This is a genomic window from Bacillus sp. NMTD17, from assembly GCF_002998735.1.
Lineage (GTDB): Bacteria > Bacillota > Bacilli > Bacillales > Bacillaceae > Bacillus.
The window spans coordinates 91,386-114,626 of the sequence record NZ_PVRH01000002.1 but is presented as its reverse complement, the minus strand read 5'-3'; the positions used below and the strand labels follow the sequence as shown (position 1 = coordinate 114,626).

18 protein-coding genes are annotated in these 23,241 nt (G+C 41.6%); all 18 read left to right on the top strand.

Annotation, left to right across the window (positions count from 1 at the left end):
* Nucleotides 1-40: 40 nt before the first annotated feature.
* The 18 genes from C6347_RS05715 to mutL all read left to right on the top strand — a co-directional run bounded on the left by C6347_RS05715 (nucleotide 41) and on the right by mutL (nucleotide 23,078).
* A complete protein-coding gene (locus C6347_RS05715) occupies nucleotides 41-298 on the top strand; it encodes a DUF3243 domain-containing protein (protein WP_003211590.1) in 258 nt (85 codons plus the stop codon).
* Nucleotides 299-429: 131 nt separating this feature from the next.
* Nucleotides 430-1,221 carry a DUF3388 domain-containing protein gene (locus C6347_RS05710; protein ID WP_003211480.1) on the top strand — a complete coding sequence of 264 codons (792 nt, stop codon included), beginning with the start codon at nucleotides 430-432 and terminating at the stop codon, nucleotides 1,219-1,221.
* A gap of 23 nt (nucleotides 1,222-1,244) precedes the next feature.
* Nucleotides 1,245-2,156 carry a helix-turn-helix domain-containing protein gene (locus C6347_RS05705; RefSeq protein WP_106071509.1) on the top strand — a complete coding sequence of 304 codons (912 nt, stop codon included), beginning with the start codon at nucleotides 1,245-1,247 and terminating at the stop codon, nucleotides 2,154-2,156.
* A gap of 75 nt (nucleotides 2,157-2,231) precedes the next feature.
* Nucleotides 2,232-2,813 carry a CDP-diacylglycerol--glycerol-3-phosphate 3-phosphatidyltransferase gene (gene pgsA, locus C6347_RS05700; RefSeq protein WP_066030887.1) on the top strand — a complete coding sequence of 194 codons (582 nt, stop codon included), beginning with the start codon at nucleotides 2,232-2,234 and terminating at the stop codon, nucleotides 2,811-2,813.
* Between the two features lie 16 nt (nucleotides 2,814-2,829).
* Nucleotides 2,830-4,080, top strand: a complete 1,251-nt coding sequence (locus tag C6347_RS05695; protein ID WP_060596326.1) for a competence/damage-inducible protein A — start codon at nucleotides 2,830-2,832, stop codon at nucleotides 4,078-4,080.
* A gap of 176 nt (nucleotides 4,081-4,256) precedes the next feature.
* Complete coding sequence (gene recA / locus C6347_RS05690; RefSeq protein ID WP_034662211.1) at nucleotides 4,257-5,297, top strand: recombinase RecA; 1,041 nt, start codon at nucleotides 4,257-4,259, stop codon at nucleotides 5,295-5,297.
* 500 nt (nucleotides 5,298-5,797) lie between these two features.
* Nucleotides 5,798-7,360 (top strand): ribonuclease Y, encoded by a 1,563-nt coding sequence (gene rny, locus C6347_RS05685; RefSeq protein ID WP_003211958.1) that lies wholly within the window; start codon nucleotides 5,798-5,800, stop codon nucleotides 7,358-7,360.
* A gap of 88 nt (nucleotides 7,361-7,448) precedes the next feature.
* Entirely contained in the window at nucleotides 7,449-8,243 is a 795-nt protein-coding gene (locus C6347_RS05680; protein WP_034662209.1) for a TIGR00282 family metallophosphoesterase, read from the top strand.
* A gap of 201 nt (nucleotides 8,244-8,444) precedes the next feature.
* The gene (gene spoVS / locus C6347_RS05675) at nucleotides 8,445-8,705 is read left to right on the top strand and encodes a stage V sporulation protein SpoVS (RefSeq protein WP_003211281.1); all 261 of its coding nucleotides are present in this window, start codon (nucleotides 8,445-8,447) and stop codon (nucleotides 8,703-8,705) included.
* A gap of 202 nt (nucleotides 8,706-8,907) precedes the next feature.
* Entirely contained in the window at nucleotides 8,908-11,952 is a 3,045-nt protein-coding gene (locus tag C6347_RS05670; protein ID WP_106071508.1) for an efflux RND transporter permease subunit, read from the top strand.
* A gap of 174 nt (nucleotides 11,953-12,126) precedes the next feature.
* Nucleotides 12,127-13,191, top strand: coding sequence for an L-threonine 3-dehydrogenase (gene tdh, locus C6347_RS05665; protein WP_066030885.1), 1,065 nt, complete (start codon nucleotides 12,127-12,129; stop codon nucleotides 13,189-13,191).
* Nucleotides 13,188-14,369, top strand: a complete 1,182-nt coding sequence (locus C6347_RS05660; RefSeq protein ID WP_106071507.1) for a glycine C-acetyltransferase — start codon at nucleotides 13,188-13,190, stop codon at nucleotides 14,367-14,369. Before tdh ends, C6347_RS05660 begins: the two co-directional genes overlap by 4 nt.
* Nucleotides 14,370-14,471: 102 nt before the next feature.
* Nucleotides 14,472-15,587 carry an MrcB family domain-containing protein gene (locus C6347_RS05655; RefSeq protein WP_106071506.1) on the top strand — a complete coding sequence of 372 codons (1,116 nt, stop codon included), beginning with the start codon at nucleotides 14,472-14,474 and terminating at the stop codon, nucleotides 15,585-15,587.
* Between the two features lie 90 nt (nucleotides 15,588-15,677).
* The gene (miaB, locus tag C6347_RS05650) at nucleotides 15,678-17,204 is read left to right on the top strand and encodes a tRNA (N6-isopentenyl adenosine(37)-C2)-methylthiotransferase MiaB (RefSeq protein WP_060596336.1); all 1,527 of its coding nucleotides are present in this window, start codon (nucleotides 15,678-15,680) and stop codon (nucleotides 17,202-17,204) included.
* Nucleotide 17,205: 1 nt separating this feature from the next.
* A complete protein-coding gene (gene ricA / locus C6347_RS05645) occupies nucleotides 17,206-17,640 on the top strand; it encodes a regulatory iron-sulfur-containing complex subunit RicA (RefSeq protein ID WP_003211238.1) in 435 nt (144 codons plus the stop codon).
* 269 nt (nucleotides 17,641-17,909) lie between these two features.
* Nucleotides 17,910-18,455 carry an outer spore coat protein CotE gene (gene cotE, locus C6347_RS05640; protein ID WP_003212450.1) on the top strand — a complete coding sequence of 182 codons (546 nt, stop codon included), beginning with the start codon at nucleotides 17,910-17,912 and terminating at the stop codon, nucleotides 18,453-18,455.
* Between the two features lie 124 nt (nucleotides 18,456-18,579).
* Entirely contained in the window at nucleotides 18,580-21,156 is a 2,577-nt protein-coding gene (mutS, locus tag C6347_RS05635; protein ID WP_106036804.1) for a DNA mismatch repair protein MutS, read from the top strand.
* 20 nt (nucleotides 21,157-21,176) lie between these two features.
* Entirely contained in the window at nucleotides 21,177-23,078 is a 1,902-nt protein-coding gene (mutL, locus tag C6347_RS05630; protein ID WP_106071505.1) for a DNA mismatch repair endonuclease MutL, read from the top strand.
* Nucleotides 23,079-23,241 lie beyond the last annotated feature (163 nt).

Sequence of the window (23,241 nt, the reverse complement as noted above, 5' to 3'; positions counted from 1 at the left end):
GCTATGGCTGTAATTCATCTTTTCGAATGGAGGAATCGACATGTCAGTACTTGAGAACTGGGACCATTGGAAAAACTTTTTAGGTGACCGTTTAAATCATGCGCAGGATAAAGGTTTAAAAGATGATACCATCAATAACCTTGCGTATGAAATTGGCGGATATTTAGCTAACGAAGTTGAAGCAAAGAACGAGCAAGAAAGAGTACTTGCTGACCTTTGGAGCGTTGCATCAGAAGATGAGCAGCGCGCTATTGCCAATATGATGGTCAAGCTGGTTGAAAATAATAGCTCGCACTAAACAAAAAGAGGGGTCGTTTGTGCCTCTCTTTTTATTTTAACCGTTTAGCAACATTGTGCTTTCTAAAAATGTGAAAATGCTTTATGATAAAGGAAGGTAAAAATTTGCCACAATGAAGGGGGTAATATCATTTGGCAAAGCTCGAATGGTATTTTGAATATGAGATACAGGTAAACCGTCCCGGACTATTAGGAGACATTTCTTCTCTAATGGGGATGCTTTCAATTAATATTGTGACAATTAATGGTGTTGATGTATCAAGACGCGGAATGCTTTTGCGCTGTGACCACACAGATCAAATTAAGCGCCTTGAATCAATTTTAAATACAATGGAAACGATAAAAGTAACGAAATTAAGACAGCCAAAACTTCGTGACCGCTTAGCGGTTCGTCACGGCAGATATATTCAGCGTGATGCGGATGACAAAAAGACGTTCCGTTTTGAAAGGGACGAGCTTGGTCTTCTTGTTGATTTTATGGCTGAACTATTTAAAAAAGAAGGACATAAATTGATTGGGATTCGCGGGATGCCGCGTGTCGGAAAGACAGAATCAATTGTGGCTTCAAGTGTATGTGCCAGCAAGAGATGGCTTTTTGTATCGTCCACTCTTTTGAAACAGACGATCCGAAGTCAGCTGATTGCGGATGAATACAGCCCAGATAACGTCTTTATTATTGATGGGATTGTGTCGACGCGAAGAGGTTCTGAGAAGCACTTGCAGCTTTTAAGAGAAATTATGAGACTGCCGGCAACGAAGGTGGTTGAGCATCCAGACATCTTTATTCAAAATTCAGAATATACAATGGATGATTTCGACTATATCATTGAATTGCGTAATAGTGCAGATGAAGAGATTACATATGAGCACGCTGAAGAACCACAAGTGTTTGATCATTCTGGTTTTTCTGGCTTCGATTTTTAATATGGTAATGGTAGGTGTTTGTTTTGACTGAATTGGGAAAACGGCTCATTGAGGCCAGAGAGGAAAAAGGGATGTCGCTGGAGGATCTTCAGACGGTGACCAAAATCCAAAAGCGCTACTTGCTAGCAATCGAACAAGGAAACTATGATATTATTCCAGGTAAATTTTACGTCAGAGCGTTTATTAAACAATATGCCGAAGCCGTTGGACTAAATCCTGAACAATTGTTCGAAGAATTTCGTAAAGATGTACCGAGCACGTATAACGATGAAGTATCTGATAAATTATCAAATATTAAGCCGCAAAGAGAGCTGCCAAAGCCTGCCTCGAAGGTGCTTGAGCTGCTGCCGACCATCTTGATTATTGGAGGCGTCCTTGTGGTCATCGCGATCATTTATGTAATTGTGCAGGCGGTCAATCATGATAGCGGGCAGAAGAACAATCAGGCGGCTCCTCAGCAGTCAGAATCTAAATATGAAGTATCTGAGGATTCATCTCTTGCAAAGGATCAAAAGAAAAAAGAAAAAGCTTCGTCAGATGATCAAGAAAAATCATCTAAAAAAGATGATTCATCAAAGGATTCATCCAAAGACGATGAAACGGTCTCTTTGAAGGCAGCGAATACGGAAGGCTCAACGACAACGTATGAAGTGTCAGGTGCAGATGAGATGGAGTTAACCATTTCTGCAACAAAAGCTTCATGGCTGCGCGTCAGAGACGAATCTGGAAAATTGCTGAAGATGGGTGAACTAAAAGATGGCGAATCGTTTAAAACAGACTTGTCTGAGCTCTCTCAGGTCGATATCCGTCTAGGCAATGCGACTGGAATTGATATCAAGGTGAATGACGAAACGCTTAAGTACGAATTAGACCCTAAAAACACCATGACACAAAACATTGTGATTGTGAATAAAGGAAAGGAAAAGTCATCTTAAGCAAGTAGATGACTTTTCTTTTGTTCCTACTATTATATATACATAAAAAAATGGCTTATTGGAGGATTGAATTTCATGTTTAACTTACCGAATAAAATAACTCTTTCCAGGATCGCCTTGATCCCTGTTTTTATGATCATTATGCTTGCACCTTTAGATTGGGGTGTTGCGCGTTTTGGTCACGTCAGCATCGAAGTGACGCATCTTGTTGGAGCAATCCTGTTTATTGTCGCTTCGACAACTGACTGGATTGATGGGTACTATGCGCGTAAACTTAACTTAGTGACAAACTTTGGTAAATTTTTAGATCCGCTTGCAGATAAATTGCTTGTTTCAGCTGCTTTAATTATACTTGTTCAATACAACCTCACACCGGCATGGATGGCGATTGTGATCATTAGCCGTGAATTTGCTGTAACCGGTCTAAGGCTTGTATTAGCCGGAGGCGGTGAAGTGGTAGCAGCTAATATGCTTGGAAAAGTGAAAACATGGGCGCAAATCATTGCGATTTCAGCACTTCTATTGCATAACCTGCCATTTGAACTTGTATCATTCCCGTTTGGTGACCTTGCGATGTGGGTAGCAGTGTTCTTCACTGTTGTGTCAGGCTGGGATTACTTTGCAAAAAACTGGGAAGCTTTAAAGAATTCTAACTAAAAAGGACGTGTACGCTTTGAAGTCAGAGAGAAAAGCAGAAATTATTGCAGTCGGGTCCGAACTTTTGCTAGGGCAAATTACGAATACGAATGCACAATTTATCAGCAAACAGCTAGCTGAAATTGGTGTGAATGTTTATTACCACACAGCAGTTGGTGACAATCCAGAGCGTTTAAAAAGGGCCATTCAAGTGGCGCAGGAAAGATCGAATTTTATTATCTTCTCAGGTGGTCTTGGACCAACCAAAGATGATTTAACAAAAGAAACCATTGCGAGTACGCTCGGAAAAGAGCTCGTGCTAAATGAAGAAGCATTTGAATCCATTCAAGACTACTTTCGAAAGACTGGACGAGACATGTCGCCGAATAACCGTAAGCAGGCACTCGTTCTAGAAGGATCTGATGTGCTCGTAAACCGGTTTGGGATGGCCCCAGGTATGTTTATTCAAGAAGACGATACATTTTATATGTTGCTTCCTGGACCGCCAAGTGAACTGCATCCGATGTTTGAGAACGAGGCGAAGCCGCTGATTTCTGAGAAACTGGGTTTAAAGGAAAAAATCGTGTCTGTTGTTCTCCGCTTCTTCGGAATCGGTGAATCACAGCTTGAAACAGACCTAGAAGATTTAATTGATGCTCAAACCAACCCAACGATTGCACCTCTCGCATCTGACGGTGAAGTGACACTTAGGCTCACGGCTAAGCATGAGGATGAAAAAGAAACGGAGCGTCTGTTAAAAGAAACAGAAGCGAAAATTTTAGCGCGGGTAGGTGAGTACTTCTACGGGTATGGTGATACATCACTTGTCCGTGAAGCTTCCAAGGCCTTGCACGAACACGGGAAAACAGTGGCAGCGGCTGAGAGCCTGACTGGCGGAATGTTTTCTGAATGGCTGACAGATCTTGAAGGTGCATCGTCGATTTTAAGCGGCAGTGTCGTTTGTTATACAAATCAAGTCAAACAGCAGGTGCTTGGCTGCCGGGAGGAAACGTTGTCTTCTCATGGTGCTGTCAGCAAAGAGTGTGCTCTAGAGCTTGCTGAAGGTGCTAGAAAGCTCGCGGGAAGTGATATTGGCATTAGTTTTACGGGTGTAGCAGGCCCTGATACCCACGAGGGACAGCCTGTCGGAAAAGTGTTCATTGGGCTATCTACGAAAGACCATACAGACGTGTTTGAATGGATGTTTACAGGAAGCCGGTCGGGCATTCGAAAGCGCGCTGTGAAATACGGTCTGCATCACTTGCTCAATTTATTAAAAGAGAGTTAATTTTGTTTTTTGTTAGGTTTACTCCTTTATAAAAGAGTGTTTTTTCTAATAGAAATCACTCTTTTCTTAAAAATCTGCCAAGAAAAAATCGAATATGTGTTCGTTTTTTTCTTGGCAAATGACGTAAAACAAGGTATAGTATAGATAGTGGAATTGATAAAGGAGGAAACAATAGAATGAGTGATCGTCAAGCAGCCTTAGATATGGCTCTTAAACAAATAGAAAAACAGTTTGGTAAAGGCTCTATTATGAAACTAGGAGAGCAAACAGATACACGCATTTCAACAGTACCGAGTGGTTCGTTAGCACTTGATACTGCACTTGGAATAGGTGGATATCCTCGCGGCCGTATTATTGAAGTATATGGTCCAGAGAGTTCTGGTAAAACGACAGTAGCACTTCATGCCATTGCTGAGGTTCAGCAGCAGGGAGGACAAGCTGCATTTATCGATGCAGAGCATGCGCTCGATCCAGTTTACGCTCAAAAACTAGGTGTCAATATTGATGAGCTGTTACTTTCTCAGCCTGATACAGGAGAACAAGCACTTGAAATTGCAGAAGCTCTTGTCCGCAGTGGTGCAGTTGATATTGTTGTTATTGACTCAGTAGCTGCTCTTGTACCAAAAGCAGAGATTGAAGGGGACATGGGTGATTCACATGTTGGTTTACAAGCACGTTTGATGTCCCAAGCACTTCGTAAACTATCAGGTGCCATTAATAAATCGAAAACAATTGCCATCTTTATTAACCAAATTCGTGAAAAAGTTGGGGTCATGTTCGGTAACCCTGAAACAACGCCAGGTGGACGTGCGCTGAAGTTCTATTCGTCTGTTCGTTTAGAAGTGCGCCGTGCTGAACAGCTGAAGCAGGGCAATGACATTATGGGGAATAAAACGAGAATTAAAGTGGTGAAAAACAAAGTAGCACCGCCATTCCGTATTGCAGAAGTAGACATTATGTACGGTGAAGGAATCTCAAAAGAGGGAGAAATCATCGACCTTGGAAGCGAACTAGATATCGTACAAAAGAGCGGTGCTTGGTATTCTTATCAAGAGGAACGTCTTGGGCAAGGCCGCGAAAATGCGAAACAGTTCCTTAAAGAAAACAAAGATATTCTTCTCATGATTCAAGAACAAATTAGAGAGCACTACGGTTTGGACACAAACGGAGTGAAAGCAGCTGAAGAAGAAGAAGGACAAGAGGAATTGGAAATTTAAAGACTAAAAGACGCTGAAAAGCGTCTTAGATGGTTGACAAAGGGCTAAAATGATCTTTATTTTAGCCCTTTGTCTTCTTTTCAGCGTGATAGAAAACCTTTGAAGTCTAGGAAGGGCGAGTACCGGAGCGGAGCGAATTAAACATTCGTGAGCACCGGAGCGCAGACCTGACACCGAATGCGAGGGTTTGTCTACACGCTAAAGACGCTGAAAAGCGTCTTTTTTTTACATTTACATGACAGCTAGCAGGTCAAAAGTTCTGTCTTTGCTTGAAATAACGACTTACGCCTCAGTCTGACTAGCTTGACAAGTATTTCCGACACAATTACAATGGGAATGTATCACTTGTTTTTCTTAACATGATTGATAACTAATTTAAACTTGACAAGGGCAGTGAGGATCTCATTCCCTGTGAAGGCCCTGTATGTTGAGACACAAAACAATGTACATGCCGACACTTTATTTGTAAAACCAAGTTCATAGCAAGAGGAGGTGAAAATATGTCGCCTACGATGTTTACGATCATCTCCATTTTGCTGAGCCTAATCTGTTTAGTTGTTGGCTACTTTGTTCGTAAAACCATTGCAGAAGCAAAAATATCCGGCGCAAGAAACATGGCCGAACAAATTGTTGAGGATGCAAAGCGTGATGCGGAAGCATTGAAGAAAGAAGCGCTCTTGGAAGCGAAAGATGAAATTCATTCCTTTCGTGTAGAGGCGGAGCAAGAAGTTCGTGAAAGACGTAATGAGCTTCAAAGACAAGAAAACCGTTTACTTCAAAAAGAGGAAAATCTTGATCGCAAAGACGAATCTTTAGATAAACGGGAGTCCCTGTTGGAGAAGAGAGATCATTCTCTGAATGAACGACAACAACATATTGAAGAGATGGAAAGCAAAGTGGATGATATGATTCGTTTGCAGAAAGCCGAGTTAGAACGCATTTCTAGTTTAACTCGAGATGAAGCGAAACAAATCATTCTGGATCAAGTTGAAAATGAGCTTTCCCACGACATTGCAGTCATGACGAAAGAATCTGAAAACCGAGCGAAAGAAGAGGCTGATAAAAAGGCGAAAAACATTCTTTCACTTGCGTTACAGCGTTGTGCAGCTGATCATGTAGCTGAAACGACGGTATCTGTAGTCAATCTTCCAAATGATGAGATGAAAGGTCGTATTATCGGACGTGAAGGACGAAATATCCGTACGTTAGAAACGTTAACAGGTATTGACTTGATCATAGATGATACACCTGAAGCTGTTATCCTATCGGGCTTTGATCCGATTAGACGTGAAACAGCGAGGATAGCTCTGGACAAGCTAGTCCAGGATGGCCGCATTCATCCTGCACGAATTGAAGAAATGGTGGAAAAATCACGCCGTGAAGTCGATGATTATATCCGTGAGATGGGTGAGCAAACGACATTCGAAGTCGGAGTTCACGGTCTGCATCCGGATCTCATCAAAATTCTCGGTCGCTTAAAATTCCGTACAAGTTATGGACAAAATGTCCTGAAGCATTCAATTGAGGTTGCACATCTTGCAGGTCTCATGGCTTCAGAGCTTGGAGAAGATGCAAAGCTTGCAAAACGAGCAGGTCTTCTGCATGACATTGGAAAAGCCATTGATCATGAAGTAGAAGGAAGCCACGTAGAAATTGGCGTTGAGCTTGCGACGAAATATAAAGAGCATCCTGTTGTCATCAACAGTATTGCCTCTCACCACGGTGACCAAGAACCGACATCCATTATCGCTGTTCTTGTTGCGGCAGCAGATGCATTATCTGCAGCACGCCCTGGTGCAAGAAGTGAGACGCTTGAAAATTACATTCGGAGACTTGAGAAATTAGAAGATATCTCTGAATCTTATGAAGGTGTTGAAAAATCGTTTGCGATACAGGCTGGACGTGAAGTACGTATTATGGTGAAGCCAGATTCAATTAATGATCTTGAAGCTCACCGTCTAGCAAGGGATATTCGTAAGCGGATTGAGGACGAGCTCGATTACCCTGGTCACATTAAAGTGACGGTCATTCGAGAAACTCGCGCAGTAGAGTATGCAAAATAGAGCGGTGCGCTTAGCGCCGCTTTATTTTTTTGTGTAAATATGCAACACTGATAAGAAGTCAATTTATAAGAGAAAGGGTTCAAAGCGCATGAAAATATTATTTGTTGGAGATATCGTCGGTTCACCTGGACGAGACACACTGAAAGAATACTTACCAAAGCTAAAGAAGAAATATCAGCCCCACTTTACCATTGTCAACGGAGAAAATGCTGCTCATGGGAAAGGGATAACTGAAAAAATCTATCATGAGCTGCTGCAAGCAGGAGCTGACGTGCTTACAATGGGCAACCATACATGGGATAAAAGAGACATTTTTGATTTCATCGATGACGCAGCCAACATGGTTCGTCCGGCGAACTTCCCAGAAGGCACACCTGGTAAAGGTCTTACATTTATAAAAAAACAAGGAAAAGAACTGGCCGTCATCAATTTACAAGGACGCACTTTTTTACCGCCAATTGACTGCCCGTTTCAAAAAGTAGACGAGTTAATTGCGGAAGCATCCAAACGTACACCGTTCATTTTTATTGATTTTCATGGTGAAGCCACAAGTGAAAAGCAAGCGATGGGCTGGTATACAGACGGCCGTGCATCATGTGTCGTTGGAACGCATACACATGTTCAAACAGCAGATAACCGCGTTTTGCCAAAAGGAACTGCGTATATTTCAGATGTGGGAATGACAGGACCTTATGATGGCATTTTAGGTGTTGATCGGGAGACGATTATTAAACGATTCAAAACGAGTCTTCCAGTCCGTTTTGAGATTGCAGAAGGACGCACAACATTAAGTGCAGTAATCGTAGAAATTGACGAACAGTCGAAAAAAGCTGTCAAAATTGATCGAATTTTGATAAATGATGACCATATTTTCTTTGAATAAATGTTCACATATTTATTTCAGAAAAATATTAATCAGAAAGAAGGAATATGCGCCCTCTATCGTGAATATAGTAAAAATGGTAGGTAGCCTGCTATTTTTGAAAAACATTTTGGGGATGGATTTTCAAAAAATAGCATCATCTAACAAAGATTGTTCTAATGAACACTCACTTATCCATTGTAAATTTAAGGGGGAGCAGAAATGGAAATTTTAAAAGTTTCAGCAAAGTCAAATCCGAATTCAGTAGCAGGAGCATTAGCAGGCGTTTTACGTGAACGCGGTGCAGCGGAAATACAAGCAATCGGCGCTGGAGCGCTGAATCAGGCGGTCAAGGCTGTAGCCATAGCAAGGGGATTTGTTGCACCAAGCGGAGTGGATTTGATATGCATTCCAGCCTTTACTGACATTCTTATCGATGGAGAAGAAAGAACAGCAATCAAATTGATTGTTGAGCCGCGATAATTCTAATTTTATTATTTTCAACCTGCTTACATCATGTGAGCAGGTTGTTTTTGTTTACCACTATACATTTCTTATATAACATATTCAGTTCATGAAATAGATAAAAATGACATATTAGAGCTTGCATTTTTTCACCAGAATGATAAATTAAGATGAAGTTAAAAATACTTCATCAAAAATAAATATTTAAGTAGGTGAAATAATGATTGAAGCTTTTTTGAAAAGAGGAAAGCTTGTTTTTATTTTATTTTTTATTGTTCTCATTGCTGGCGGCTATTTATTCGCGCAGCTCCCTAAACGAGAACTGCCAGAATTCCAAGCGAATATCGTCACGATTTCCACCGTGTTTCCTGGTGCGGATGCAAAACAGGTGGAAAGTAATGTAACCAATAAGCTCGAATCAGCCATATCTGATATCAATGGTGTAGAGAAAACGAGCTCTGTTTCTGCCATTGGTTTTTCAAATATTGTGCTTGAAATTGATGATCAAGCCGACTTTCAAAAGGTGGCAAGTCAGATTAAGAATGAAACCACGAGTGCTGCGTCGTCCTTTCCTAATGGAGTGATGGAGCCGGATGTAAAGGATGAGTTCGGCAACGTGCCGGTTGGTTCTTATATGGTTGTGGCGAGTCAATTAACGGACTTGGCAAAAAGTCAGGAATCGCTGCGTGCGTTGAAGGAAAAGGTTGAGGACATCAAAGGGGTAGACAGTGTCGTCATCAAAGGATTCAATGACAAACAAGCGGTATTAAACTTAGACTCGAGTAAACTGGAGGATGAAGGGTTAAATGTAACGGATGTTACAAATGCCATCAATCAGGAATTTGACACATCTCCACTAGGCGACATTCGGGCAGGCGGCGAGAAGGTTAAGCTGTCCATTGATGCCTATGACCGTTTGGATCAAGTGACAAAGATTGAGCTTTTCTCCAAAACGAACCGTGAGCCGGTCACAATCAGTCAGCTTGGCAGCTTAAAAGAAGTAGAAAAAGAGAAAAGTGACATTGTGTCGTATAACGGAAAGCCCGCCTATTCATTTACAGTCAATATCAAACCAGGGCTTGATATTCCTAAAATGTATGACAAAGTCAGTGATGTTATTAAGAAAGAGAAGCAGCTTCCAAATGGTGTGGAGTGGGTAGACTACTATTCACAAAAAAGTGATGTGGATGCCATTTTTAATGATTTAATAAAAGAAGCCATTGTTGCGGTCATCGCTGTCATTATCGTCACCACACTTGGTCTTACCATTGGCGGTGCGTTCATCGTTTCACTTGCCATCCCATTATCGATCACAATCGGAACGATTCCGCTGCCATTTTTACAAGTGGACCTCAATCAGATTTCGATTATCGGCTTTATCATTGCCCTAGGAATACTTGTCGATGATGCCATTGTCGTCAACGATAATATTTTAAGGCAGATGAAAAAATACGAAAGTCCGCTTAAAGGAACGATTGCAGGTGTGAAAGAAGTTGCAGGGTCTATTTTGACTTCAACACTTGCGGTTGTGTTTGCTTTCTTGCCACTTGTTTTCTTATCAGGTGCAAACGGTTCATTTATACGAGCATTACCGTCTGTCCTAGTCACGACTGTACTTGCGTCTATGGTGATTTCTCTGACACTAGTGCCAGTCTATCAATATACCGTGAACCGAAAAAGAAAGAACAAGAAAATTCAAAAAGAGCCAGGGTTCCTAGGCAAACCGTTAAAAAAATTAGCTGATTTTTATGCAGACCGTGTGCTGACGAATATTGTGAAGCGTCCGCTGCTTATTGGCCTAAGTGGTTTGCTCGTTGCAACGCTTGCCTTTTTACTGATTTTCGTCACACCATTTGAATTTTTCCCTGCAGCGAATAAGAAAGAAGTGGTTGTCACTGTCACACTTCCAAGTGAAACAACATTAGACAAAACAAAAGAAACATTAGAGAAAATAGAACAAGAGATGAAACAGCAGAAAGGCATTGAAGAGACGGCGATCTTTGCAGGCGGCGGTGTACCGAACCTGTTTAATGAAAGTATCTCAAATGCAAGTGATCATACTGGTCAGGTTGTTGTGAGAGTAGACAATGATCAGATGACGAGTAAACAATTGATAGATCGTATGACAGAGCCTTTGCGTAAGAAATTCAAAGATGCTGATATCTTTATGAAAACCATTGTTCAAGGGCCGCCAACCGGTGCGCCTGTGACTGTAACCATTGCGGGTGACTCTTTTGCAAAGCTCATTAATATCAAAGAAACGCTCACAAGTGAAATGAAAGAAAAAGGAGCGAGCTTGATCACTGACGATGTCAATCAGCCGGTAAAAACCATCTCCTTTGAATTAAACCGTGACCGAATGGCAGAGGATGGACTCAGCGCTCAGTTTGTCAGCAGACAGCTCGGTCTTGTGACAGAAGGCATGCCATTAGGCAGCTTTAAACAAGGAACAAAAGATATCGACCTAGTGGTCAAACAGGATATGGCTACACACCAAAATGGATTAAAGCTAAAAGAAATAAAAGTGCCTGTCAATTCAAATGAAGGTGGTATGCCTTCACTCGAGCCGCTTAGCCGATATGTAAAAGAAAAAGAAACAGAGCAGTACGAAAGCATTCCACATGAAAATGGAATTCCGACCATTACGCTGAAGGCGTACCCTGGCACGTCAGAGTCGTTTAAAGATGACATGAAAGAAGTCGTCAATCAAGTAGGAAAAACGGATGCAGCGAAGGAGCTAACCATTTCTCAAGGTGGAGAAAATGAAGATCAAACCCAGTTCTTTATTGAAATTAGTCTCTTATTTGGGGTTGTCTTGCTGCTCATTTATGTGACCATCGCTTTTCAGTTCAATTCATTGATGCTTCCATTGTTAGTTCTAGGTACGGTTTACTTAGCGATATCTGGAGCTGTTATAGGACTGTTTGTCACACAAACACCGTTCAGCTTCATGGCAACAATGGGAATTGTCTCATTAGCTGGTATCGTGGTCCGAAATGCGGTTGTCTTGTTCGAATTTATTGAGCAGCGGCGTAAGCAAGGATTCGATCAACAGACAGCTGTCATTGAAGCTGGAAGAGCAAGGATTAGGCCAATTTTACTAACAGCCTTTACAGCACTGGTTGCCCTTATGCCTGTAGCATTAAGTAATGACCCGCTCTTTAAGCCGCTGGCAATCTGCATAGTTTCGGGTGTCTTTTTCTCAACGATTCTCACACTCTTCATTGTGCCAGCCTTATATATTGCCGTTTCAAAAAGACGGTGACGCAAAAAGCAAATCTCCTTCTCTACGGGGATTTGCTTTTTTTTAGAAAAATATCCAAAAAAATATGTGGAGTGTTCATTTGTCTTTTTACAGTAGACAGTGGTATTTACGACTAAAATAAGACGTGTTAAAATCTCATTGGGAGAAGTTTTTTTAACAAAGGGGTTGTACGTCATGTGTGGAACGATGAAAGCAATTGTTAAAAAAGAAAGCGCTTACGGAGCGGTACTGATGGAAATGCCGATTCCAGAAATCAATGATCATGAAGTATTGATTCAGGTGAAAGCCACTTCGATATGCGGAACAGACGTGCATATTTATAACTGGGATGACTGGGCAAAGGGAAGAGTTAAAGCGCCCTACATTTTTGGACATGAATTTACAGGGGAAGTTGTCAAGGCGGGAAAGCAAGTCTCGCGTGCAAAAGTAGGGGATTTTGTATCGGCAGAGACACATGTTGTATGTAATCAGTGCTATATGTGTTTAACCGGTCAGCAGCATTTATGCAGTGAAACGAAAATTTTAGGGGTAGACATTGACGGCTGCTTTGCTGAATATGTCAAAGTACCTGAACAAAATGTGTGGCACAATCCAGCTCAAATGCCAGTAGAGCTTGCGTCTATCCAAGAGCCGCTTGGAAATGCTGTTCATACAGTGCTGCACACACCCGTTTCAGGTAAGTCAGTGGCGATTTTTGGCTGCGGACCAATCGGTTTAATGGCGATCGCCGTCGCGAAAGCTTCCGGTGCTGTTCAAGTGTTTGCCGTCGATCAAAACGAATACAGGCTGGATCTTGCCCGAAAAATGGGGGCAGATCATATCGTGGATATTGGAAAAGATGATCCTGTTGAGGTGATTAAGCAGTTCACACGGATGGAAGGAGCAGATGTGATATGCGAGATGTCAGGACATCCAGTTGCCATTAATCAAGCTCTCGAAGCTTGTGCAAATGGAGGGAAAGTCAATATACTAAGCTTGCCAGAAAGGCCAGTGACAATTGATATTACGAATCAAATTGTTTTTAGGGGATTAACCGTCCAAGGAATCACGGGGAGAAAAATGTTTGAGACGTGGCGTCAAGTATCTGAGTTATTAAGAACGAATACCATCGATGTCCAGCCAGTTGTCACCCATACGCTGCCATTTGAACAGTTCGAAAAGGGATTTGAACTCATGAGAAATGGTACGTGCGGAAAGGTCGTACTGATGCTGCCATCAAATCAAAGGGGGAAGAAATGATGAAAGAATTCACGTATTTACAAGATGAATTGGAAACAATGAAGCAGCAAGGCACCCACCAAACATTGAAAGAGATCGACTCAAAACAATCATCCACTGTGACATTAAATGAACAATCTGTCATACAGCTCTCCTCAAATAACTACTTAGGCCTCACCTCACATCCAAGGCTGATGAAAGCGGCAAAAGAGGGAATTGATGAATTTGGTGCTGGCACAGGGTCTGTACGAACCATCGCCGGCACAATGACGATGCACGAACGTCTTGAAAAAAAGCTCGCTGCATTTAAAAAGACAGAGGCAGCCCTTGTGTTCCAATCAGGCTTTACGACCAACCAAGGGGTCTTATCAAGTATCCTGACAAAAGATGATATTGTGATTTCAGATGAACTGAATCATGCCTCAATCATTGACGGCATCCGATTAACAAAAGCAGATAAAAAGGTATACGGTCATTCCAATATGGAACAGCTTGAGAAAATTTTAAAGAAATCTATGAATTACCGCATGCGTCTCATCGTCACAGATGGTGTGTTCTCGATGGATGGAGATATTGCGCCACTTCCTGAGATTGTCAGGCTCGCAGAAGCATATGATGCATTTGTGATGGTAGACGATGCGCATGCCTCGGGCGTGCTTGGTGAAAATGGCCGCGGGACAGTCAACCATTTCAAACTCGACGGCAGAGTGCATATTCAGGTTGGGACACTTAGCAAGGCTGTCGGAGTGCTCGGCGGCTATGTAGCGGGATCAGCCGTTTTAATTGATTATTTAAAGCATAAAGCAAGACCGTTTTTATTCAGCACCTCACATCCGCCAGCAGTGACTAGAGCGTGTGAAGAAGCGATTGAAGTGCTGTTAGATGAACCGGAGCGAATTGGCACGCTCTGGGAGAACGCCGCCTATTTTAAAGAAAAAGTCGTCAGTCTTGGATTTCAGGTTGCACCCACAGAAACACCGATTATTCCAATTATGATTGGAGACGAAGCCCTTACTTTCCGCTTTTCAAAGGCTTTAATAGAGCGAGGCGTGTTTGCTCAAGGCATCGCCTTCCCAACTGTGGCAAAAGGAAAAGCGAGAATTAGAGCCATCATCACAGCAGAGCACACAAAAGAAGAACTAGACCGTGCACTGACGGTGATCAAAGAAGAAGCAAAAAAACTGAATATACTTGATTGAGAGAGCGCAGGCTCTCTTTTTTTTGCACTATTCTTTCCATATTTCATCAAATCTACCGTTTGTTATGTATAATGTATGTAAAAAGATCTATTGAGGTAAGTGATGAGAGAAATGTTATTTAATAAAGATGAGTTTTATAAGCAATTTTTAGATTATAAGAACAATGCAAGAACAGATAAGAATCACCCTTTTCACAAAATGTTTAATAAAGAAATACCAAACAAAATTCAATGTGAATTAGAAAAACGTCATATGAGGAATTTGGATAGGATCGATATTAAAGCATCTACAGGAAATGGAAAAGTTGCAGAATGTTTTTGGATTGCACTTTTAGACAGGAGATTAACCACAAATCCTAATTCCCAAAAAACAACGACACAAAAAGGAATATTTATTGTTATTTTATTTGCTGAGAACGGGGAAGATTTTTATTTAACAATTGAAACTGGAACTGAAAATTTATCTTTGTCTGAAATTAAAGAAGAGGCAGCCGTTTGGAGGGAAAGGCTACAGCCAGAATTAAAGCACCATAAAAGATTAGAGGGCTTTCATATAGGTGATTTTCATTTGGGTAAATCATTAAGACCTAAAAAATATGTAGCAAGCTCATTGGTCTTTAAAAAGTATAATATTGATCATTTTGACCATCACCAATTAATAGAAGATATCAATTCTTTAAACGAGTTTTTTTATGATTTTGTTTACGAAGTATATTTGGATCAGGACCTTACTCCAAAAGTGGAACATCAGAACAAATTTAAAAGAAAAAGAATCATTCATAGAGATGTTTATAAACAATTAAGAGAAGAAAGAGCAAAGCAAAACGAAGAGACAGGTAGAATAGCTGAGAAATTTGTTTATCATATGGAAGTAGAGCAATTAAAAGCAGCGGGTCAGGAACAATTAGCGGAAGCTGTCAATTGGGTGGCTGAAACGGAAGATGGTCATGGATTTGACATCAAATCTTATTACCCCGATGGAAAAGAGAAACTAATAGAAGTAAAAGGATCTAAACTTACTCATCAAGACTTTCCATTTTTCTTATCTGAACAAGAAAGAATGGTAGCAGAAGAGGAAAAAGAAGCATATGTGATTACTTTAGTTGAGAGTGTCGGTACACAGCAGATGAAAATTGTCAAAGAAATACAAAACCCTTTAGGCAAAGACGATCTACATCTGAAACCTACTCAATATTCATGCAGAATTCGTGTGGATTGAAAAGTGATGGCACATATGAATTTATTTTCAATTCATCACAAAATAGTCTATACTGTAGGGTGGAGCTTGGTTTGAAAGGAGTACAAATTCATGAATGAAGAGCAGAGAAAAGCGAGCGGACAAGTAAGTTCATCGGACAAAAAATCCGAGAAGGACTACAGCCAGTATTTTGAAGCTGTGTACATTCCGCCTTCCTTAAAAGAAGCAAAAAAACGGGGTAAAGAAGAAGTCGAATACAATCAATTTCAAATTGACGAGCGGTTTCAAGGTTTAGGGAACGGCCGCAAGTTTTATATTCGCACATATGGCTGTCAAATGAATGAGCATGACACAGAAGTGATGGCTGGTATCTTTATGGCGCTTGGTTATGAGCCAACAAACTCAACGGAAGATGCAAATGTCATCTTATTAAACACTTGTGCGATTCGTGAAAATGCGGAAAACAAAGTGTTCGGAGAGCTTGGTCATTTAAAAGCATTAAAACGTGAAAAGCCAGATTTAATTTTAGGTGTCTGCGGATGTATGTCGCAAGAGGAATCTGTCGTCAACCGTATTTTGAAGAAACATCCATTTGTTGATTTGATTTTCGGTACACACAACATTCACCGCCTGCCAGAGTTGTTATCTGAATGCTATCTTTCAAAAGAAATGGTCATCGAGGTTTGGTCAAAAGAAGGCGATGTCATTGAAAACCTTCCGAGAGCCCGCCAAGGAAAAATTAAGGGCTGGGTGAATATTATGTACGGTTGTGATAAATTCTGTACATACTGTATCGTCCCTTACACGCGCGGTAAGGAAAGAAGCCGCCGCCCGGATGAAATTATTCAAGAGGTCAGACGTTTAGCGGCAGAAGGATATAAGGAAATTACCCTTCTTGGTCAAAACGTGAATGCGTATGGAAAAGATTTTGAAGACATGGAATATGGTCTTGGACACCTGATGGATGAGCTGCGTAAAATCGATATTCCGCGTATCCGTTTTACAACAAGCCACCCGCGTGACTTTGACGATCACTTAATTGAAGTGCTTGCTAAGGGTGGGAACCTTCTCGATCATATTCATTTGCCAGTTCAATCAGGAAGTTCTTCTGTATTGAAACTCATGGCGAGAAAATATGACCGTGAGCGTTATCTTGATCTTGTGCGCAAAATCAAAGAAGCCATGCCAAATGCTTCATTAACAACGGACATTATTGTTGGGTTCCCAAATGAGACAGATGAGCAGTTTGAGGAAACACTTTCCCTCTATCGCGAGGTTGAGTTTGATGCCGCTTATACGTTCATTTACTCTCCAAGAGAAGGAACACCAGCAGCGAAAATGCAAGACAACGTGCCAATGCATGTGAAAAAAGAACGTCTGCAGCGCCTGAATGCCCTCGTGAATGAAATTTCCGCGAAAAAAATGAAGGAATATGAAGGGCAGACTGTCGAAGTATTAGTAGAGGGTGAAAGTAAAAACAACCCTGAAATCCTAGCCGGATATACAAGTAAAAGCAAGCTTGTGAATTTTAAAGCACCAAAAGAAGCGATTGGCAACATCGTCAAAGTGAAAATCACACAAGCCAAAACTTGGTCTCTTGACGGAGAAATGGTTGGAGAAGCTATCGAGGTGAATTAAAATGACGCTTTATTCAAAAAAAGAGATTGTCGAGCGTGCAAGAGAGCTCGCTAAAATGATTTCTGAAACAGAAGAAGTTGATTTCTTCAAGAAAGCAGAAGCGCAAATCAATGAAAATACAAAAATTTCAACGATTATTAATCAAATTAAGGCGCTTCAAAAACAAGCTGTGAATTTAAAGCATTACGGCAAACATGAAGCCTTAAAGCAAGTGGAAGAAAAAATCGATGCCCTGCAAGAAGAACTGGATGAAATCCCGGTGATTCAAGAATTCAAAGAATCACAAGTGGAAGTCAATTCCCTGCTTCAGCTCGTAGCGCATACGATTTCTAATCAAGTAACAGATGAAATCATTCTTTCAACCGGCGGTGACCTCTTATTAGGAGAAACCGGTTCAAAAGTGAAAAACTCATCACCAAGTTGCTCCATTAAATGAGAAAACCCCGCAGATGCGGGGTTTTTTGCTTTGCTATCATCATTTTTTGAAAGAACAGAAGAAATTCACCCTTCCTGTTCTACCTCTTGCTTCGTCACCCCAAAATCTCTCACTCTCCAACTTTTCCAATTTTCAAGGCAAGTTTATGGGCGACCATGCATACACTGAAACAGAAATGAATTTAATTGAACATGAAGTTCAAAATCGTGACACACTAGACGAATGCCCAGCATAAGATAAAACGATCAAGAACAAGGAGGCATGCCGGAATGTCTGAATACAGAGAGATTATTACAAAAGCGGTGGTTGCAAAAGGGAGGAAATTCACCCAAAGCACACACACCATTTCTCCATCGCAAAAACCAACCAGCATCCTAGGTGGTTGGATCATTAATCATAAGTATGATGCTGAAAAGGTCGGTAAAACTGTTGAGATTGAAGGAACCTTTGATATTAACGTATGGTATTCTTACGCTGATAACACAAAAACAGAAGTCGTCACAGAACGGGTGAAATATGTAGACATCATCAAACTGAGATATAAAGATAAAAATTTCCTTGATGATGAGCATGAAGTGATTGCAAAAGTGCTGCAGCAGCCGAATTGTTTAGAAGTGACCATTTCACCAAACGGCAATAAAATTATCGTTCAGGCAGAACGTGAATTCATTGCTGAAGTGGTAGGAGAAACAAAAATTGTTGTAGAGGTCAATTCAAGCTGGAAAGAAAAAGATGATCACGAGTGGGAAGAAGAGGTGGATGAGGAGTTAGAGGATATTCATCCAGAATTCCTAGCGGGTGATCCAGAAGAGTAATTGATGACTAGGGCGCATATCCCCCTAGTTTTTTTGTGTCCTATCTAGGAGAAAAAAGGGGATTTTTTATGCTATAATGAAAGATGGTATGAATTCGAATGTAATATAGTGAGGGATTAGAAATATGGCAAGTTATACGCCCATGATACAGCAATATTTAAAAATCAAGGCAGAGTATCAAGATGCCTTTTTATTTTTTCGCTTAGGCGATTTTTATGAAATGTTTTTTGATGACGCAAAAGAAGCGGCACAAGAATTGGAAATTACGTTAACAAGCAGAGATGGCGGGACAATACCAATGTGCGGTGTGCCTTATCATTCTGCTTCTGCATACATAGAACAATTGATTTCAAAAGGCTACAAGGTCGCGATTTGTGAGCAGGTGGAAGATCCTAAAACGGCAAAAGGTGTGGTCAAAAGAGAAGTCGTTCAACTCATTACACCAGGTACGGTGATGGATGGTAAAGGCTTAAGTGAAAACGAAAACAACTTCATTGCATCTGTTACAAGATTTGAAAATGGATACGGACTTGCACTTTCCGATTTATCTACAGGTGAAAATATGGCGGCTTTCATAGATCGATTAGATGAAGTCGTGTCTGAAATTTATTCTGTCGGTGCAAAAGAAATTGTGGTGTCAAAGCAGCTGGATGAGGAAACAGTCAAAACATTAAAGGAACGGTGCCAAGCGACCATTTCATACGAAGATAGTGATGAGTTAATCGATGAAGCTGAGCGACTCGTGTCCCGCCTGAGCGAGCAGCTAAGATCGACCTTTTTGACATTATATGCTTATTTAAGAAGAACGCAAAAAAGAAGTCTCGATCACCTTCAGCAAGTGCAAGTGTTTGAGCTCGAACAAACAATGAAAATTGATCTTTACTCAAAACGAAATCTTGAATTAACAGAGACGATCCGCTCAAAAAGCAAGAAGGGCTCTTTATTATGGCTGCTAGATGAAACAAAAACAGCGATGGGCGGAAGGCTGCTCAAACAGTGGATCGACCGGCCGTTAATTCGTCTTTCGCAAATTAAGGAACGTCAGGAAATGGTGCAAATTCTCATGGATCATTTCTTTGAACGAGAGGATCTGCGTGAACGATTAAAGCAAGTATATGATCTCGAACGTCTAGCGGGCCGCGTCGCATTTGGCAACGTAAATGCCCGTGATCTCATTCAGTTAAAAGAATCCTTAAAGCAAGTGCCAGCCATTAAAGAGCTTGTGCACTCACTGCCAGAGGAAATGGCGAAATCAAGAGCGAATGATATTGATCCTTGTGGTGACTTACTTGATTTATTAGAAGATGCGCTATATGAGAACCCGCCGATGACGTTAAAAGAAGGCAATTTGATTAAAGACGGCTACAATGCAAAATTAGATGAATACCGTGATGCCAGCCGAAATGGGAAGGACTGGATTGCACGGCTTGAACAGCAAGAAAGAGAATACACAGGCATTCGCTCCTTAAAAGTCGGGTTTAATAAAGTGTTCGGTTATTATATCGAAGTGACACGCGCGAATACGCATCTTCTGGAGGAAGGGCGTTATGAAAGAAAACAAACGCTTGCCAATGCAGAGAGGTATATTACACCTGAATTGAAAGAAAAAGAAGCGCTGATTCTTGAGGCAGAATCAAATATAAGCGAACTGGAATATGAACTATTCGCAGCTCTCAGGGAACAAGTGAAAGTCTATATTCCGAGATTACAGCTGCTCGCAAAACAAATGAGTGAGCTGGATGCCCTCCAATGTTTTGCGACTGTCAGTGAAAAGCGCCGTTATATCCGTCCGGAATTCTCAGAGGATGAGGTGGATGTCATAGATGGCCGTCACCCAGTCGTTGAAAAAGTGATGGATCATCAGGAGTATGTGCCAAATGACTGCCATATGGGAAATGGCCGGCAAACCTTACTCATTACTGGGCCGAATATGTCAGGGAAAAGTACGTATATGAGACAAATGGCGCTTATCTCAATTCTTGCGCAAATTGGCTGCTTTGTGCCGGCATCAAAGGCGACCCTTCCGATCTTTGATCAAATCTTTACACGCATTGGTGCGGCAGATGATTTGATTTCTGGTCAGAGTACTTTTATGGTAGAGATGCTTGAAGCAAAAAATGCGATGGTGCATGCAACGAAAAACAGCTTGATCTTATTTGATGAAATTGGACGCGGGACAAGCACTTATGATGGAATGGCTCTTGCGCAGGCAATCATTGAATTTGTTCACGATCATATTGGTGCCAAAACGCTATTTTCTACACATTACCATGAGCTTACAGTCCTTGAGTCTCAATTAAGCGAGCTGAAAAATGTCCATGTACGTGCTGAAGAGCATGAAGGCACGGTCGTTTTCTTACATCAAATCAAAGAGGGGGCAGCTGATAAAAGCTATGGTATTCATGTAGCGCAGCTTGCTGAATTGCCTGATGCCATCATCGATAGGGCCCAGACCATTTTGACGGAGCTTGAGAGCGGATCACATGAAGTGACCCCGCACGTATCTGCAGCCCCAAAAACAGAAAAGACCGAGGGAAAACAGCAGCTTTCTTTCTTTGAAGTAGAAGAAAAACCGCAAACTAAACCAGTTCTAAAACAGAAAGATCAAGCGGTGATCGAGGAATTAAAGTCATTCAACCTAATGGATATGACCCCGCTCGAAGCGATGACAAAGCTATATGAATTGCAAAAGAAATTATAATATAAGGTGAGGTGAGCAAAATGGCAAAGATTATTCAGTTATCAGATGACCTATCCAATAAAATTGCTGCAGGTGAAGTAGTCGAGCGTCCGGCTTCTGTCGTAAAGGAGCTTATGGAAAATGCAATCGATGCAAGCAGTACAGTGATTGAAATCGATGTAGAAGAAGCAGGTCTTTCCTCTATTAGAATGATTGATAATGGTGTTGGAATCGATGCTGAAGATTGTAAGCTCGCCTTTCAGCGCCATGCAACGAGTAAAATCAAAGATGAAAATGATCTGTTCCGTGTCAGAACGCTCGGGTTCAGGGGAGAGGCGCTGCCAAGTATCGCATCTGTCTCTCATCTAGAAATGAAAACAAGTACTGGTGAAGGAGCTGGAACGCACCTGGTACTGCAAGGCGGAAAGATCATTTCAGAGAAAAAAACCTCAGGCCGCCGCGGTACCGAGATTGTCGTTACCAACTTATTTTACAATACGCCTGCCCGCTTAAAATACATGAAAACCGTTCATACGGAGCTTGGCAATATATCAGATGTCGTCAATCGAATTGCGCTGGCTCACCCAGAAGTATCGATTCGCTTGCGACATCAAGGGAAAGTCCTGCTTCAGACGAATGGAAACGGGGATGTGCGGCATGTGCTTGCGGCCATTTACGGGACAGCTGTTGCGAAAAAAATGGTGCCGCTTCACGTGCAATCACTTGATTTTGAAGTGAAAGGATATATCTCCTTGCCAGAAGTGACAAGGGCATCACGGAATTATATGTCTTCTGTTGTAAACGGCAGATATGTTAAGCATTTTCCGCTCGTGAAAGCGGTCCATGAAGGGTATCATACCCTGCTGCCGATTGGCCGCCATCCGATTACATTTATTGAGATGAAGATGGACCCCATTTTAGTGGATGTGAACGTTCACCCTTCGAAGCTTGAAGTGAGACTAAGTAAAGAGCAGGAACTTCATGAGCTAATCAAACAAGGAATTAAGGAAGTATTTCAAAAGCAGCAGCTTATTCCAAGTGCTTCAGTGCCAAAGAAAGCACCAATGCCAGCAGTGAAAAATGAGCAGCAATCCTTAACTTTTGATGCGAAAAAAATAAACACAAGCGTGTCGGAAACGCCGCTATCCTATCAGCCGGAGCCTCTCGAATCGGTTGTATACGAGACAAATCAGATGGGCACATACGGGACGCCTGCGCAGGAAATGACTGAGGCGTCATCACCCGTATTTAATGAAGATGCTCCATCTGAGCGTGTTCATTTAGAGGAATCCGCTGCTTCTCTTGAATATGAAGAGTCAGTACTGAGAGAAGATGCAGCAGAAGCCATTTCAGAAAACGAACGTGTTCCAGTCATGTATCCCATCGGGCAAATGCACGGCACATATATTTTGGCTCAAAATGAACGAGGGCTTTATATTATCGATCAGCATGCGGCCCAGGAGCGAATCAAGTATGAGTATTATCGTGAGAAGGTAGGAGAGATCAAGCAGGAAGTGCAAGAAATGCTCGTCCCATTAACATTCCACTACTCGAAAAACGATATGCTGATTATTGAAGAGCATAAAGAGATACTAACGAAAGTGGGCGTCTTCTTAGAGCCTTTCGGTTCAGGAAGCTACATTGTTCGGTCGCATCCGCAGTGGTTTCCAAAAGGGGAAGAGGCTGAACTGATCGAAGAGATTATAGAGCAAGTGCTAAATGAGAAGCGTGTTGATATCAAAAAATTGAGAGAAGAGGCGGCGATCATGATGAGCTGTAAAGGTTCTATCAAAGCAAATCGCCATTTGCGTCATGATGAAATCAAAGCCTTATTAGATGAACTCCGGCAGACAAAGGACCCCTTCACTTGTCCGCACGGCCGGCCGATCATCATTCATCACTCGACATATGAAATGGAAAAAATGTTTAAACGGGTCATGTGATCAAATGAAAAAAAGACAAAGGGCTAAAATCATCTTGATTTTGGCCCTTTGTCTTCTTTTCAGCGTGATAGAAAACCTTTGCAGTCTAGGAAGGGCGAGCACCGGAACGGAGCGAATTGAACATTCGTGAGTAACGGAGCACAGACCTGACAAAGAATGCGAG